The organism is Nocardiopsis alkaliphila YIM 80379, assembly GCF_000341005.1.
In the GTDB taxonomy this organism is placed as follows: domain Bacteria; phylum Actinomycetota; class Actinomycetes; order Streptosporangiales; family Streptosporangiaceae; genus Nocardiopsis; species Nocardiopsis alkaliphila.
The window spans coordinates 1-15,085 of sequence record NZ_ANBD01000032.1 but is presented as its reverse complement, the minus strand read 5'-3'; the positions used below and the strand labels follow the sequence as shown (position 1 = coordinate 15,085).

The window sequence follows — 15,085 nt, the reverse complement described above, 5'->3', positions numbered from 1 at the left end:
AGGCGTTGACGCCGACGGTCGTGTCTCGACGGGACCGCGTGATGTGACGTTCTCCCTGGTCAGAACGTACAGATGAGGGGCTGTCACGGTCGTGGTCGGCGAACGCGTACTATTTAGCAGTCAACGGGCATGAGTGCCAGCAAGGAGGACCCGGAACAGTGCCTACGTATCAGTACGCGTGCACCGAGTGTGACGCTCAGATGGAGGTCGTGCAGAGCTTCAGCGACGACTCGCTGACGGTCTGCCCCGAGTGCGAAGGGCGTCTTCGCAAGGTGTACTCGGCCGTGGGTGTGGTCTTCAAGGGCTCGGGCTTCTACCGCACCGACAGTGGCAAGGCCACCACGAACAGCTCCGCCCTGACCGGTTCGAGCTCCTCCGGCGAGAGCAAGAAGGAGGGCTCCGCCGGGTCCACCGACTCCAGCGCCAAGAGCTCTTCCGGCGCCGACTCCTCGAGCAGTGGAAAGAGCTCCGACAGTACCGCGAGTAGCAGCGCGAGCTGAGCCACCTCACCGTTGACCGTGGTCGCGCCGCCGGGCCCCGGCGGCGCTTTCGTGTGTCGAACGGCAACGGAATCCACCCTGTGGACAACCGGTTCCTCGCCCCTTCTCCGCCCTAGCGTTGAAGGCATGACCCACACCCCCTACCGTCACCGTCGTGGCCTCCTTCGCTTCTTGGACCGTTACCGACGCGCCTTGGCGGCCCTGCTGGCCGCCTTCGCCGCGGTCGGCGCCGTCCTGATCCTGCGACCGCCTCCCGAGCCCGGCACCGAGGTCCTGGTCGCCACCCGCGACCTGGACGCCTCCGCTCCCCTGACCGAAGCCGACCTCACCGGCCGTACCCTGCCGGACCGGGTACTCCCCGAAGGCGCGCTCCTCCCCGACGAGCCGGTCACCGGACTGACGCCGAACGCACCCCTACGCGCCGGTGAGGTGCTCACCGACGCCCGCGTGGGCGAGTCCCCCGCCGCTCCCTACGGGCCCGACCTGGTCGCGGTACCGGTCCGGGTGGCCGACCCGGGAGTGGTTTCACTACTCGCACCGGGCAGCAGGGTGGACGTATTGGCCGCCCGGGCATCGGACGAGCTCGGCGGGCCACCCGCACGTGCCGGGCCGGCGATCGAGGTGTTGGGGAACCGGCCGGTGCTCGCCGTGCCACCCGAAGGCGACGGTGGTGGGGAAGGCGGTGCGTTGATCCTCGTCGCCGCCACCCCCGAGGAGGCCCGTGTCCTGGCCGGGCACGCGACCACGTCACGGCTTTCCATCATCATCCGCGGTTGACCGAGCGATCATCGGTGGTGAAGGCTGTGCCAGACGTCCGTCCGGACGTTCGTGAACAACCCCGAACACCGAAGGCAGCAGCATGGAAGGCTTCAAGAAGTTCCTGTTCCAGGGCAACCTGGTGCAACTGGCGGTCGCGGTCGTCATCGGCTCGGTCTTCGCCGGCCTCATCACCGCGTTCACCGAAGGGTTCATCACCCCGCTGCTCGGCGTCTTCGGCGGGGTTCCCACTTTCGGAGAGCTCTACTTCGAGGTCAATGGCAGCCGGTTCCTCTACGGCGCCTTCATCGACGCCCTGATCTCGTTCCTGCTCACCGCGGCGATCCTGTACTTCCTCGTGGTCCTTCCCCTGAGCAAGATGATGGAGAGGTTCATCAAGGCCGAAGAGGCCACCACCCGCGAGTGCCCCTACTGCTTCACCGAGATCAACAAGAAGGCCAGCCGGTGTGCCCACTGCACCAGCGAGGTCACCCCGCAGACCGCCACTTCCTGAGGGCCCGCCGCACACGCGTGCCGGCGGCCCCGCCCTTCTCGGCCCTCCGCTTGGCTTCGGACCGTGTTCGGGCACCAAGAGACAAGGACGAGTGCGGGTTTTTCAGCACGTACGGCATCCTTCGGACACGCCCATGGCGCTGTCCTTCCCGGTGCTCACGGCTCGTCTCGCCCGGTATCGAATCGACCCCGGGCTTCGGTGCCCGAACCGGCCCGAACCGTTCACAGGTCCGGATGTCAGCCCTCGAACTCCCAGTGCCAGGGCTCGAACGGGCTCGATTTGGCCCAGGCCGGGTGGATCCAGCCGTGATCGGCCCCGTTTCTCTCCATCCAGTTCCACCGGTCCGAACGGAAGTTCTGGATACCGCACCCCAGGTCGATCGCCTGCCCCAGACCGTGGTTACTGGTGCCCGGGACCGCCGCGAAACCGGGGGCGACCTCGCCGTACACACGGTGCTGGTTGGGTAGGTCGCGGTAGGAACTGGTGATGCAGATGTTCTCCCCGTACTCCTCGACGTACTTCATGTTGAGTTCGAGGAAGGCCTTGGCCGCGTCCGCACGGAGGAAATGCCCGTCGTAGAGCGCGCACAGGGCCTCCTGCGGCAACAGACCGTTGGGGTAGCCGTCCGCGGCCGAGGCGGCCGAGGGGTCACAGTCCGCGGCGGCCATGTAGGTCTCCGGGTCCAGCCCACGAGACTCCAATTCGTCGGTGAGCTCGTTGGTGCTCGCCTCGGACTGGGCACGCAGCTCCTCCACCTGGGCCGCGAGTTCGGCCTGTTCGAGCTGGGTGAAGGTCTGGAGCTCCTGCGCCTCGCTCGCCAACCCCACCTGTTCTTCGCGCAGGTCCGTGGCGTCTTGGATGAGCGCCTGGTTGTCCTCGGACAATTTCGCGGCGTAGGACTGTGTCTGAAGGTCCTCGTCGAGGTCACCGGTGGCGAGGATGCCGAGCACACCGGCCTCGGGCTGCTGATACATGGTGCTGGCCAACTGGGCGAGCGGCTCGCGCATCTCACCGAGGTCGATCTCGATCTGTTGGAGCTCGTGGAGGGTTTCGACCAGGTCCTCCTGAGCCGCTTCCAGCTCCCCTTGGCGCTCGACGTACTCATCGGTGGCCGTTTCCAAGGCCTCCGCGGCGTTCTCCGCGTTCTCTCGCAGGTCCTCCAAGGAAGCCTCGGCCGAGGCCGGTGCCAGCGCGGCGTGCGGCAGGGGAACGATGAGCAACGCGGTGACCAGGGCGAGCGTCAGCGCCTGCGTCATCCGAACCCGCTGACGCGGGCTCAGGGCGGCCGGCACCCCGCCGCCCGGAACGCGGGACCCGCGCCGCGCCGAATCAGAAGTGAACGGCACGAATGATCCTCCGGCTGCTTTTCCTCGAACACCTAATCGTGGCCGCAAGGCAACGTACTACATGTCCACATGCGGACACGCTGGACCGTTCACCTCGGCGACCGTGGCCGGGGGCTTCTGGTCGCTCCCGGGCCGGGCACCCCGTTCCACCCTCGATGGAAGGCCTGGTCATCAAGCCCCCGGTGGTTCTCACGTCCATCAACCCACAGTGACCGCAACACCCGAGTCGCCATAATCGCGACACGCGAAATGAACAACATCACACCGACGCCAGGACAACCAATCGTAGGTCAGCGTACTCTGCCCCGCGCACAACACCTCCCCGACTCAGCGGTCACGCAGCGATCGGCACCACATGCACACCCAACCTGGGTTAGGCTTGACCCTGCGTCGGGGAGCTCCTCGCCCCGCCATGGCTCCGTAGCTCAGGGGATAGAGCACCGCTCTCCTAAAGCGGGTGCCGCAGGTTCGAATCCTGCCGGGGCCGCAGTCCGCGCATGGGCGTCACCTTGAACAGAGGTGACGCCCGTTTCGTTGTTTTCACCCCAAAACCCCTTGCCCCCGGTCAAGTCGCCATGAGTGCCCCCACCTCCCCATTCGGAAGGTCACGACCGCCCAGCGGAGTCACGGTCCTGGGGAAGAGTTCGTCGGGCACGTCGTGTCGAAGGGGCTTCTCCCCCATCGGCGTCGATCATGGAAGCAGGGCCGATCAGGCCGAATGGACGTGATCGAGGTCGAACGGGGGGTGGCCGATGGCGGACCGCGAGGACAGGACCGAGCCCGACACGGAGCAGGAGAGCGGCCGCACGAGGGGACGGCGACGAGGCGGCTCCCCCTCCGCGATCGCGGCGGCGCTCACCAAGGACCCCCAACCCGGCCCCCAACACTGGGGCGGTCCTCGCCCCCGGCGGCCCGAACCCGACGTGTTCTTCCCCCGATTCCACCGGTTCGCGCCCGAGGACCCCTAACGAGGTCGCAGGACGTACCCCACGTAGCCGTACTCGTGCCCGTGTTCCCGGTACAGCCGGTACTCCCGACGTAGGTCCTCCGCGGCGGCCACGGCGTGCGGGTCCGCTGGATCGCTCTGTTCGGCTCGAGCCATCAGGGGCGCGTAGTAGGTGTCCAGCCAGTCGCCGTCGGGCAATAGGTAGGTCGCCGCCACCGTGTACCCGGCGGCGGTGGCCTGGTCCACGTTCTCCCCGGTGCTCCGCAGCGGATAGGCGGCCTCCCAGTACTCCTTGGCTTCGGTGGAGGGTTCGTCGGTGATCCACCCGCACTCGGTCACCACCAAGGCTCCTTCAGGGGCGAGCAGCCTGCGCCAGGAGGCCAGGGCATCGCCGAATCCGATGTTGTAGGCGGCCCCCTCACTCCAGACCAGGTCCAGGCAGCCGTCCTCCAGGTCGTCCAGATCGGCCATCGACCCAAGCCGTACGTCGACACGGTCGGCGACCCCGGCGGTTTCGGCCGCGGCCCGCAGCTGCTCCAGGAAGGGCGGATAGACGTCCACGGCGGTGACCTTGGCGCCCTCGATCTCGGCCAGGGCCAGGGTCGCCGCACCGGCGCCGCTGCCCAGGTCGAGGATCCGTGGCCGCTCGGGCAGCGGAGCGGCCAGGCGGAGCAGGCATTCCGTGGTGGCACGTGACCCCGGTCCCTGGCGCTTTTGTCCCTCGTGCAGGGCGAGCGCGGCCTTGAGGGCGGGATCGTCGAAGTCGAATTCCATGGCGACACTTCCTGGTCGGTGATGGCCCACGAGGGTGGAGCCGAGGGTTCAAAGAAGTAGGCGGCCCGGATCCGGTTCAGAGGATCCCGCGCCAAGGGGCCAGGACGAGTTCGCTGAACTTGGCCATGACGGGACGACCGCGCCACTCCTGTTCGGTGAGTTCGCGGGCGTTGGTGAGGTCGGTCTCGAAGACCCGTTCCAGGTGCCTGGCCACCCCCTCGTCGAAGATCTCGACGTTGACCTCATAGTTGCCGGTGAGGCTGAGCCGATCCACGTTGGCGGTGCCGATGGTGCTCCAGCGCCCGTCCACGGTGGCGGTCTTGGCGTGCACCATGGTGCCCTGGTACAGCCACAGACGCACTCCACCGCGAAGCAGTTCCGAGTAACGGCCACGGGCGATCCAGTCGGCGACGACGTGGTTGGAGGTCTCCGGGATGAGCACGTTGACGTCCACCCCGCGTCCGGCCGCTTCGATGAGGACCCGGACCAGCTCACGGTCGGGGATGAAGTAGGCCTGGGTGAAGAGCGCCCTGTCCTTGGCCCGGTCCACGGCCTCCAGGAACATCGCCCGGATCGGGTAGATGAGAACCTCGGGCACGTTGCGGTGGACTCGAATGCGCGAGTCCCACGTGGTCTCGCCCAGCAACTCGATTCCGGGTTCGCCCACGGCCTTGTGCGAGTTCCAGAAGTCGACGAAGGCGTTCTCCAGCTCCCACACCTCCGGCCCCACCAGCCGCATGTGGGTGTCCCTCCACTCGATGGCGTAGATCGTGCCGATGTTGAAGCCGCCGACGAACCCCACCCTGCCATCCACGGTGAGGATCTTGCGGTGGTCCCGACCGGACTTACGGACGTCCAACAGCAGCACGCCGGGGCGGAACGCGGGATAGCGCAGGACCCGTACCGAGGGCGGAAAGTCGAAGAATCGTCGGGGGACCACCAGGTTGGCGAAGCCGTCGTAGACGACGTACACCTCGACGCCCCGCTCGGCCGCCTCGATCAGGGCGGCTTTGAACTCCTGTCCCACCGAGTCGGACTTGATGATGTAGGACTCGAAGAGGATGCGGTGTCGAGCGCCTCGGATCTCCTTGAGCATGTCCTCGAAGAGGTCGGCGCCGTAGGTGTAGACGGTGACCGTGTTCTCTCCCACCGGCACCGAGGCGGGTTCGGTGCGGGGGAAGGCGACCCGGTGTGGACGCACCTTCTTGCGCCAGTGGTCGATTCCGAGGAGGGTCGCGACCACGGCGACCTGGGCGGCGAGCAGACCCAGCAACCCACGTCGAACCCAGGTCATGACTTTCGCGCGTCTGAGCATACGGTCGCCTCCCGGAACTGGCCGTCTGCCGCGGGCCGCCCATGGGCACGGTTCGGCACAGGTCGTGCCCAACCGTATCCCGGCGTGCGCGTAGCGCTCCACAGGCACCGCGGCGGTCGGATCAGATCGGATCCGACCGCGTTCGCGCAGCAGGAGCGGTTCGGTGGTGGGGCCCTTCCGCCGGCTTCGAACCAGGCTCCGATCAACCTGGTGGAGATCGGCTCCGGCCGACCCGTGGGCGCGGTGGCGGTGGCGGTGACGGTGCACAAGGGACCACCCCAGGTCCGACGCCACGGCGCAGGGGCCTCGACCTGGGCGTTCATCAGCATGAGCATGGGCACACGAGGGGGCACGTCGAAACCGGTGCCGCTACCGGCGTCGAGGACACGTGCGCCACCAGGCCGAGGCCGGAACGCCCGTGCTCCAGGGCCGTGAAGCCCGCCGCCGGAAGGCGGCGAACGACCCATGGAAACCGTCGTCCCCAAGGGCCATAATCCCTTCCATGGCCCTTCCACGTGTGATCGCCACCGACCTCGACGGGACCCTCTTGGGCCGAACCGGAGAGGTCTCCGAACGCAACCGACGCGCCCTGAACACCGCCATCGAGGCCGGCATTCGAGTGGTCATCGTGACCGCCCGCCCACCCCGCACCACCACGGCCATCGCCTCTCTCTTCGAATGCGCCGCCGTGGTCTGCGGCAACGGAGCCCACACCCGGCTGCCGGGCCGGGACCCGTTGGTGCGGGCGATCGACCGGCAGACCTCCCAAGTCCTCGTGGACGAACTCCGCTCCTCCCTGCCCGAGGTGGGGTTCGGTGTGGAGACCGGCACGGACTTCTACCACGAATCCGGCTACTACCTGGAGCCATGGGTACCGCCCGGCTGGGTGGCCGGGGTGCTGGACGACACCGACGCCCTCTTGGCGGCGGCCGATCCGGTCACCAAACTCCTCGCCCGTTCTCGCGATACTCCGGTGCACGTCATGCACGAAGCGGCCGTCGCCTCGGTGGGCTCGTTGGCGGAGGTCACCTACTCGGGTAAGGGCGGATTGTTGGAGCTGAGCGCCTTTGGGGTGAACAAGGGCAGCACCTTGGCCCTGCTGTGCCAGGAGTGGGGGGTGCCTCGCGAGGAGGTCGTGGCATTCGGCGACATGCCCAACGACCGCTCCGCTCTCACCTGGGCCGGTACCGGTTACGCGATGGAGAGCGGACACCCGGAACTGCTCGATCCCGCCTTGGGGCTACGCGTGGCTCCGTCCAGTTTCGAGGACGGTGTGGGTCGGGTGGTGGAGGAACTCCTGGAGCGGGGCTGAAACCCACCGGCCACCGACCTGGCGTGGCCCTACGGTGACGGGATCGGTGTGTTCGAGGAAGAAAACCGTCGTGCCGGGTCCCGCCCGTTCGGTGCCCTCGTCGGCCGATACCGAGCGCCCGTCCGTCTTGGAGCGGATCGCCGAACGGCTCTTCGCCCCGGGGATGGAGTACACCGAGGAGCAGGTCGACGCGGCCGCTCTCGGCCGCTTCGACGATCCCTCCACCTTGCGCCGCTACCTGGTGGAGGAAGGATCCCTCGAACGGGAGGCCGACGGTAGCCGCTACCGTCTCCCCTGAGGCCGAGGATCAGCTCAGGACCTTCAGGCCGACCACACCGGCCACGATCGCGATCAGGCAGAGCGCCTTGGGCAGGCTGAAGCCCTCGCCGAGGAAGAAGACGCCGATCAAAGCGGTGCCGACGACGCCGATGGACACCCAGACGGCGTACCCGGTGCCCAAGGGGATGGTGCGCAACGCGTAGGCCAGACCGGCCATGCTCAACGCCAGGGTGACGAGGAAGGTCACCGATGGCCACAGACGGCTGAAACCCTGTGAAGCGTTGAGCGCCGCCGCCCACGCGGCCTCCAACAGACCCGAGATCACCAGAACGAACCAGGCCATGCCCTGTCACCTCCACGAACGCGGAAACCGTATCCGCGCCGTCTTGTCTTGACCGGGTACGGCGCACCTCGTCCGGGGTCCACGGGTTCTCGCACGGTACAACGGCTCGTCCCACGAGGGACTTCCGGGGTGGGTGGAGGGGTCGGTCACCACCATGGGAGCGGACCCATGGTCACCGCTACGACCATCCGGCGACCGTTCGGCGTACCGCACGACCGTTCACCGCACGTCGAACGACCGTTTGACGCTTCACTCCCGCGTTCGGCGCGCGCGAGGTCGCGCCCCCTGCTCAATCACGGTGTCGCTCCTTACAGTCCCGAGGAATACATCTCACAAGCACAGGGCCCGCGTTCAACGGCGTGACCGCCCGCTGACCCATCCCCCGGAGGTATCCGCACCATGGCGACAGACAGGCCCAGCAAGGATCCGGCTCCTCCACCCGAGCACGGTGCCGGGGACGAACCCATCAAGGAATCCGCCTACGTGACGATGCACTCGGATCCACGCTTCGGTGAGTTGAAGCGGCGGCTGTACCGCTTCGTCTTCCCGATGAGCATCGCGTTCATGGCCTGGTACCTGCTCTACGTCATGATGTCGGCCTTCGGTCGTGACGTGATGGGCATCGACCTGTTCGGCAACGTCAACGTCGCTCTGGTCTTCGGGGCGTTCCAGTTCATCTCGACCTTCGGCATCGCGGTCTTCTACACGATGTACGCGAATCGCAACTTCGACTCCCGCGCGGCCCGATTGCGTGCCGAACTCCAGAACGGCACGAAGGCCAAGGTCGACGAGGAGGCGGGCCGATGATCCTGGCTCAGGAAGCGATGAGCGACAGTAGTCGCCTCGTCACACTCGTTCTCTTCGGCCTCATGGTCGCGGCCACGATCGGCATCACGGTCTGGGCCGGTCGCAACACCCGTTCGGCCACCGACTTCCACTCCGGCGGGCGTGGATTCTCCCCGTTGCAGAACGGTCTCGCGATCGGCAGCGACTACATGTCCGCGGCGTCCTTCCTGGGCATCGCCGGCATGATCGCCCTGTTCGGCTACGACGGTTTCCTCTACTCCATCGGTTTCTTGGTCGCCTGGTTGGTGGCCCTGCTGTTGGTCGCCGAACTCCTGCGCAATTCCGGCCGTTACACGATGGGCGACGTCCTCTCCTATCGCATGCAGCAGCGTCCGGTGCGGACCGCCGCCTCGGTCTCCACCCTCGTCGTGTCGATCTTCTACCTCCTCGCGCAGATGGTCGGCGCGGGCGCTCTGATCGCCCTGCTCCTCGGTATTCAGGAGGGACAGACCTTCCTGGGCATGGACGCCCCGACCGCGAAGATCGTCGGTATCGTCGTCGTCGGTCTACTGATGACCATCTACGTGGCCTTCGGTGGCATGAAGGGCACCACTTGGGTGCAGATCGTCAAGGCCGTCATCCTCATGGCCGGCGCCGCGTTGCTCACATTCCTGACGCTGTCGCTGTACGGCTTCAACCTCGGCGCGCTCATGGGCGACGCCGCCAACGCCAGCCAGGCCGCCGCGGACGGCAACGCGGCCGGATTCTTGGAACCGGGCCTGCGCTACGGCGTCGAGGTCGTGGGCGACCCGATTCAGACCATGTGGAACAAGCTGGACCTGATCAGCCTCGGTCTGGCGCTGGTCCTGGGCACCGCCGGTCTACCGCACATCCTCATCCGCTTCTACACCGTCCCCGACTCCCAAAGCGCCCGTAAGTCCGTCAACTGGGGCATCGGTCTCATCGGCACCTTCTACGTGATGACCCTGGTGCTGGGCTTCGGCGCGGCCGCCCTGGTCGGCCATGAGGCCATCACCGCCCAGGACGCGGCGGGCAACACCGCGGCTCCGCAGTTGGCGCAGGTGGTGGGTGAGCGCATCGGTGGTGACATGGCCGGTGCGATCCTGCTGGCGATCATCGCCTCGGCCGCGTTCGCCGCGATCCTGTCGACCGTCGCCGGCCTGGTCATCGCCTCGTCGTCCTCGCTGGCGCACGACTTCTACAACTCGGTGCTGCGCAAGGGCGAGGCCACCGGCAGCGAAGAGGTCAGGGTCGCCCGGTTCGCGGCCATCGGCGTCGGAGTGGTGGCGATCGTCCTGGCGATCTTCGCCCAGAACCTCAACGTGGCCTTCCTGGTCTCCCTGGCGTTCGCCATGGCGGCCTCGGCCAACCTTCCGACCCTGCTGCTCAGCCTGTTCTGGAAGCGCTTCAACACCCGAGGCGCCCTGGCCGGCATCTACGGTGGTCTGATCAGCGCCGTCGGTCTGGTGTTCTTCTCCCCGGTCGTCTCCGGGTCCGAGACCGCGCTCATGCCCAACGCCGACTTCGCCTGGTTCCCGCTGCCCAACCCGGCCCTGGTGTCCGTGCCGATCAGTCTCCTGTGCGCGGTCATCGGAACCCTGTCCTCGAAGGAACAGGACTTCGAGAAGTTCGCGATGCTCCAAGTCCGTGCCCTGACCGGTGCGGGCGCCGAGAAGGCCGCCGACCACTAGGTCGTGCTCCTTGGATCATTCCGGCTCCCGTCCCGCCGCTTGCGGGGGTCGCGCATGGACCGTGATCACCTCTCCCGTTCACGTCCGTGTGTTCCCGGCCCGCCACCCTTCCTCCCGGGGGTGGCGGGCCCTTCCCGTGGCGTCTTCGCGCATCGTCGAGAAAAGGTGACCTGTCGACGTGATCGCTGACACACTTTGCGAGGATAAGATCGTTCCGTGTCGTATCGGTGGTTGTCGTGGCTTTCCCTCACCCGCCGCCCAACCTCTGTGGAACGCCGGGCGAGCGTCGAACTGATGCGTCAGGTCCATGCCCTGAGAGTCGACCTCCAGGATGGGCTGCATGGTCGCAACGTCGGCGCGGCCGTTCGGCGATTGCGTCGGGTCCTGGCCGTGGACGGCGTGATGCTGGCCGACCTCGACGGCCCCGTCGTCGCGCACGGGGCGCGCCCGAACGACGAGGAGATCGAGGGGGTCCTGTTCCAGGTCTTCGAGTACGGCGGCGGTGCCCGTACCCGGTTGTCGGACGGCACCTCGGTCTGCGCCGTGCCCCTGCACGTGGCCGACGAACTGGCCGGGGCCTTGGTGGCCACCGGTGAACCGGTGGAGACCGACGTCGAGGCGGCCGCGGCGCTGGTGTCGGACAGCCTGGACCACGCGGCGTTGCGCCGGGCCAGGGACCGTATCGCCGCCGCCGACCTGCGGACCCTGCGCGCCCAGATCTCCCCTCATTTCATGCACAACTCCCTCGCCGTGATCGCGGCCCTGGTGCGCACCGACCCCGACCGGGCCCGCCAGTTGCTGTCGGACTTCGCCGACTACCTGCGTTACGGGTTCTCCGACAAGGGCGACTACGCGACGGTCGCCGACGAGCTGGAGGCCACCCAGACCTACTTGGAACTCCAGCGGGCCCGTTTCCACGACCGGCTGGACATCACGGTGCGCATGGCCCCCGAGGTGCTGCCCGTGGCCGTCCCGTTCCTGGTGGTGCAACCGATCGTGGAGAACGCGATCCGGCATGGTCTGGAGCGAAAGGAGGGGCGGGGGCACATCAGCGTCTCCGGCTTCGGGGAAGGGCCCTTGTGCGTCATCGAGATCGAGGATGACGGCGTGGGCATGCACCCCGAGTTGGCGCGCGCCCTGTTGGCGGGTACCGGTCCGGAGGCACGCAGCGTCGGTCTGGCCAACGTCGACCAGCGACTACGGGCGGTCTATGGACCCGAGTACGGTCTGATGATCGAGACCGCGCTGGGAGAAGGGACGAAGGTGACCGTGCGCGTGCCGAGATTCGCACCAGGAGTGGTGGTCAGGTGAAACCGGAACTGCGTGTGCTCGTGGTGGAGGACGAGGCCTCCACTCGCCAGGAGATGACCTCCCTGCTCGGTGACATGCCGGAGGTATCGGAGGTGCTGGTGGCCTCGAACGGGGCCACGGCGGTGCGTTTGCTGGGCACCACCAGTATCGACGCGGCCTTCCTGGACATCCTCATGCCCGGATTGGACGGCATGGACGTGGCGCGGGTGCTGAGCGTGATGTCGGAGCCGCCTTCCATCGTGTTCGTGACCGCCTCGGAGGCGCACGCCGTGGAGGCGTTCGGGATCGGCGCGGTGGACTACCTGCTCAAGCCGATCCGACCCGAGCGGTTGGCCGAGGCGGTGGGGCGGATCGCGCAACTGCGCAGCGATCCGAGCGACAGGTCCTCCCCGGCTGAGGACCTGCACGTGGTGCAGATCGATACCGGTCGACGCACCGTGTTCGTCAAGCGTGACGACGTACAGTTCGTGGAGGCCCAGGGTGACTACGTACGACTGCACACCGCAGACGGCACCCACTTGATCCGTCTGTCCCTGTCGTACCTGGAGGAGGTGTGGGCCGCGGCCGGGTTCGTGCGGGTGCACCGAGGTTTCCTCGTCGCCATCCCGTGGGTGCGGGACCTACGGGTGACCTCCTCTTCCGGGCTGGTGGCCGGTACCCCCGCAGGCGACGTACCGGTGAGCCGTCGTCACGGTCGCCACCTGCGCGCCCAGCTCTTGGAGGCGGCCAAGCGGGACCAGCTCGGACGTTCGGCGTCCGGGCGCGCCTCGGGGACGGCCAAGGAGCAGTCTTGAGCCCACGTCGGGAGAAGCTCACCAGCCCTCAGACCCGGATCGCGTTGGCCAGGGGCAACCGGCCCGTGCAACACCTGCAACCGGTCCCCGGCCCGGTGGACACCGAGGCGGCCCGCGCCCTGTTCCGGGCACAGCGACGCACCGCGGTGCGCACGGTGGTGGTACTGAGCGTTTTGCTGTTCGGTCTCAGTGGTTCCTTCGCCCTGTTCCCCGAACTCGGGGAGATCCGGTTGGCTCAGGTGCCGGTCTCCTGGTTGCTGCTGACCGTTGCGGTCTATCCGCTGTTGTTCGGGCTGGCGTTGTGGCACGTGCGCTCCACGGAGCGGTTGGAAGGGGAGGCGGAGTCGGTCGACCGTGGCCGCTCCACCGCGCGCGGCCCCTCTCGCCGGCGCGTGGATCGCCGCCGACGCTCGAAGGGTGATTCGAGCACGGGCGGCGAGGCGACATGACGTGGGCGGTACCGGCCATCGGTCTGGTGCTCGTCACGAGCCTGATCATCGGGGTCTACGGAGTACGGGCCGCGCGCTCCACCTCGGACTTCCTGGTGGCCTCGCGGAGGATCTCCCCCAACTGGAACGCGTTGGCCATCGCCGGTGAGTACCTGTCCGCCGCTTCGGTGCTGGGGCTGGCGGGGCTGCTTCTCAAGAACGGCCTGGGCACCATGTGGTACGCGGTGGGATTCACCGCTGGATACGTGGCCGTGGTGGCGTTGGTCGCCGGGCCGATGCGACGCTCGGGTGCCTTCACCGTGCCGGATTTCGCCGAGTACCGACTGGGTGCGCCCCGACTCCGCAAATTGTGCGGCTTCGTGGTGTTGGTGATCATGCTGCTGTACCTGGTTCCCCAGTTCAAGGGGGCCGGAGTGGTACTGAGCCTGGTCAGCGGCACGCCTTACTGGGTCGGGGTGTTGTTGGCCGGGCTGGTGGTGAGCGGTTCCATCGCGGCGGGCGGCATGCGTTCGGCCACCTACGTACAGGCCTTCCACTACCTCATCAAACTGGCCTTCCTCGCGATCCCGGCGATCTACCTGGTCGTGCACGCCGGCGCCGACACGCGCACGGAGGCCCTGCATCCCGAGTGGGAGACACACTTTCCGCAGACCACCCCGGTGGAGTTCAGCGTCGCCACCGACTTCACCCTGAACGAGCCGGTCACCGTCCTCACCCCCCAGGGTGAGGAACTGGAGTTGCCCGCGGGCTCTCACTCGGTCGCGCGGGGTACCGAGTACGTCTTCCCCGCGGGCGCTCCCATCCCACACCCCGAGGATCTGCCGGTGCTGGGCAGCCAGCGGTGGAGTACGCCGTTGTTGGACGTGGGCGGCTATCCACTGTTCGAGACCTGGTCGACGCTGCTGGCCATCACCCTTGGCTGCATGGGGCTACCGCACGTGATCATGCGGTTCCACACCAGCCCCACCGCGCGGACCGCACGACGGGTGGCCGTGGGCGTGATCGCGCTCTTGGGGTTGTTCTACCTGTTCCCCACCGTCTACGGCCTGCTGGGACGGGTGCTCACCCCCCATCTGGTGATGCTCCAGGGCACCGACACCGTGGCCGTGGTACTGCCCGCCCACGCGGTGCCGGGTTCGGTGGGCACCCTGCTGACCGCGATGGTCGCCGCAGGAGCCTTCGGGGCGTTCCTGTCGACCTCGTCGGGATTGTTGCTGGCCCTGGCCGGTGGACTCTCCCACGACCTTTTCCAGGGCAGCGTGCCGCGACTACGCCTGGCGGTGGTGATCGGCGCCTGCGTGTCGGTCCTTTTGGCGTTGCCCGCCCAGATGATCGACATCAACGTGCTGGTGGTCTGGGCGTTCACCGTCGCCGCGTCGACCTTTTGTCCACTATTGGTGCTGGGGATCTGGTGGCGCCGGTTGACCCTGCCGGGCGCCGCCACCGGATTGATCGTGGGCGGGGTGACCGCCACCGGCGCGGTGGGATGGTCGATCCTGTTGCCCACCCCGAGCGGCTGGGTGACCGTCCTCTTGGCCCAGCCTGCGGCATGGACCGTCCCACTGGCCTTCCTGACGATGATGGTCGTCTCACGCTTCACTCGGCCTCCGGAGTGGGCCGAGCACGCGGTATTGCGCCTGCACTCTCCCTAGACGTACCGAGCCTGAGGAACGGAGGGATTCGGCCCGACCGCTCCCGGAAAACACGTCAGGGACGCGGACAGCCTCGTGCCCGCGTCCCTCGACGTCGGTCGGCCCCATCGTGCGGAAGGGGCGGGGCCACCGTCGTGACTACCGTTCCAGACGGTTCAGCAGCGCGTGGTACTCGTCCCAGAGTTCCTCGGGGAGGTGCTCACCGAAGGTCTTGAAGAACTCGGGAACCAGGGCGGCCTCCTGCTTCCAGACCTCGGTGTCGACGTCGAGGACGAACTTCATGTCCTCGTCCGAGA

17 protein-coding genes, 1 tRNA gene and 1 riboswitch are annotated in these 15,085 nt (G+C 67.5%); of the genes, 13 read left to right on the top strand and 5 right to left on the bottom strand.

The window, feature by feature from the left end; genetic code table 11:
- The first annotated feature begins 158 nt into the window (after nucleotides 1-158).
- The 3 genes from D472_RS0104640 to D472_RS0104630 all read left to right on the top strand — a co-directional run bounded on the left by D472_RS0104640 (nucleotide 159) and on the right by D472_RS0104630 (nucleotide 1,770).
- Nucleotides 159-500, top strand: coding sequence for an FmdB family zinc ribbon protein (locus D472_RS0104640; RefSeq protein WP_026117382.1), 342 nt, complete (start codon nucleotides 159-161; stop codon nucleotides 498-500).
- A 126-nt stretch (nucleotides 501-626) separates the two neighbouring features.
- Nucleotides 627-1,277 (top strand): SAF domain-containing protein, encoded by a 651-nt coding sequence (locus tag D472_RS0104635; protein WP_017603336.1) that lies wholly within the window; start codon nucleotides 627-629, stop codon nucleotides 1,275-1,277.
- A gap of 82 nt (nucleotides 1,278-1,359) precedes the next feature.
- Complete coding sequence (locus D472_RS0104630) at nucleotides 1,360-1,770, top strand: MscL family protein (RefSeq protein WP_017603335.1); 411 nt, start codon at nucleotides 1,360-1,362, stop codon at nucleotides 1,768-1,770.
- A gap of 236 nt (nucleotides 1,771-2,006) precedes the next feature.
- Here the strand turns inward: D472_RS0104630 and D472_RS0104625 are convergent, their stop codons facing one another.
- Nucleotides 2,007-3,116, bottom strand: coding sequence for a M15 family metallopeptidase (locus D472_RS0104625; protein ID WP_026117381.1), 1,110 nt, complete (start codon nucleotides 3,114-3,116; stop codon nucleotides 2,007-2,009).
- A gap of 414 nt (nucleotides 3,117-3,530) precedes the next feature.
- On the opposite strand from D472_RS0104625, the gene D472_RS0104620 reads away from it, so the two are divergent.
- Together D472_RS0104620 and D472_RS0104615 are read left to right on the top strand one after the other, a co-directional pair.
- A tRNA-Arg gene (locus D472_RS0104620) sits at nucleotides 3,531-3,603 on the top strand.
- A 265-nt stretch (nucleotides 3,604-3,868) separates the two neighbouring features.
- Nucleotides 3,869-4,084 (top strand): hypothetical protein, encoded by a 216-nt coding sequence (locus D472_RS0104615; RefSeq protein WP_017603333.1) that lies wholly within the window; start codon nucleotides 3,869-3,871, stop codon nucleotides 4,082-4,084.
- Here D472_RS0104615 and D472_RS0104610 read toward each other — a convergent pair.
- Together D472_RS0104610 and D472_RS0104605 are read right to left on the bottom strand one after the other, a co-directional pair.
- On the bottom strand, nucleotides 4,081-4,836 hold the full coding sequence (locus tag D472_RS0104610; RefSeq protein WP_017603332.1) for an SAM-dependent methyltransferase: 756 nt from the start codon (nucleotides 4,834-4,836) through the stop codon (nucleotides 4,081-4,083). The genes D472_RS0104615 and D472_RS0104610 overlap by 4 nt on opposite strands.
- A 76-nt stretch (nucleotides 4,837-4,912) precedes the next feature.
- Nucleotides 4,913-6,151 (bottom strand): phospholipase D-like domain-containing protein, encoded by a 1,239-nt coding sequence (locus D472_RS0104605; protein WP_026117380.1) that lies wholly within the window; start codon nucleotides 6,149-6,151, stop codon nucleotides 4,913-4,915.
- 502 nt (nucleotides 6,152-6,653) lie between these two features.
- Here D472_RS0104605 and D472_RS0104600 point away from each other — a divergent pair.
- Both D472_RS0104600 and D472_RS28985 read left to right on the top strand, forming a co-directional pair.
- Nucleotides 6,654-7,463, top strand: coding sequence for an HAD family hydrolase (locus D472_RS0104600; protein WP_017603330.1), 810 nt, complete (start codon nucleotides 6,654-6,656; stop codon nucleotides 7,461-7,463).
- Between the two features lie 70 nt (nucleotides 7,464-7,533).
- A complete protein-coding gene (locus D472_RS28985) occupies nucleotides 7,534-7,761 on the top strand; it encodes a DUF2087 domain-containing protein (protein WP_017603329.1) in 228 nt (75 codons plus the stop codon).
- A gap of 9 nt (nucleotides 7,762-7,770) precedes the next feature.
- Here the strand turns inward: D472_RS28985 and D472_RS0104590 are convergent, their stop codons facing one another.
- Nucleotides 7,771-8,085: a DMT family transporter gene (locus D472_RS0104590; protein WP_017603328.1), complete on the bottom strand. Its 315-nt coding sequence runs from the start codon at nucleotides 8,083-8,085 to the stop codon at nucleotides 7,771-7,773.
- 32 nt (nucleotides 8,086-8,117) lie between these two features.
- Nucleotides 8,118-8,176, bottom strand: a riboswitch (guanidine-III (ykkC-III) riboswitch).
- Between the two features lie 308 nt (nucleotides 8,177-8,484).
- On the opposite strand from D472_RS0104590, the gene D472_RS0104585 reads away from it, so the two are divergent.
- The 6 genes from D472_RS0104585 to D472_RS0104560 all read left to right on the top strand — a co-directional run bounded on the left by D472_RS0104585 (nucleotide 8,485) and on the right by D472_RS0104560 (nucleotide 14,789).
- Complete coding sequence (locus D472_RS0104585; RefSeq protein ID WP_017603327.1) at nucleotides 8,485-8,892, top strand: DUF485 domain-containing protein; 408 nt, start codon at nucleotides 8,485-8,487, stop codon at nucleotides 8,890-8,892.
- Complete coding sequence (locus D472_RS0104580) at nucleotides 8,889-10,583, top strand: solute symporter family protein (protein WP_017603326.1); 1,695 nt, start codon at nucleotides 8,889-8,891, stop codon at nucleotides 10,581-10,583. Before D472_RS0104585 ends, D472_RS0104580 begins: the two co-directional genes overlap by 4 nt.
- Nucleotides 10,584-10,877: 294 nt before the next feature.
- Complete coding sequence (locus D472_RS0104575) at nucleotides 10,878-11,894, top strand: sensor histidine kinase (RefSeq protein WP_026117379.1); 1,017 nt, start codon at nucleotides 10,878-10,880, stop codon at nucleotides 11,892-11,894.
- Nucleotides 11,891-12,688, top strand: a complete 798-nt coding sequence (locus tag D472_RS0104570) for a LytR/AlgR family response regulator transcription factor (protein WP_017603324.1) — start codon at nucleotides 11,891-11,893, stop codon at nucleotides 12,686-12,688. Before D472_RS0104575 ends, D472_RS0104570 begins: the two co-directional genes overlap by 4 nt.
- Entirely contained in the window at nucleotides 12,685-13,137 is a 453-nt protein-coding gene (locus D472_RS0104565) for a hypothetical protein (RefSeq protein WP_017603323.1), read from the top strand. The genes D472_RS0104570 and D472_RS0104565 overlap by 4 nt, the downstream gene beginning before the upstream one ends.
- A complete protein-coding gene (locus D472_RS0104560) occupies nucleotides 13,134-14,789 on the top strand; it encodes a sodium/solute symporter (RefSeq protein WP_017603322.1) in 1,656 nt (551 codons plus the stop codon). Before D472_RS0104565 ends, D472_RS0104560 begins: the two co-directional genes overlap by 4 nt.
- Nucleotides 14,790-14,927: 138 nt before the next feature.
- Here the strand turns inward: D472_RS0104560 and D472_RS28075 are convergent.
- Nucleotides 14,928-15,085, bottom strand: a 158-nt coding sequence (locus D472_RS28075; protein WP_152447905.1) for a phosphoenolpyruvate carboxykinase domain-containing protein, incomplete at its 5' end; no start/stop codon positions are given.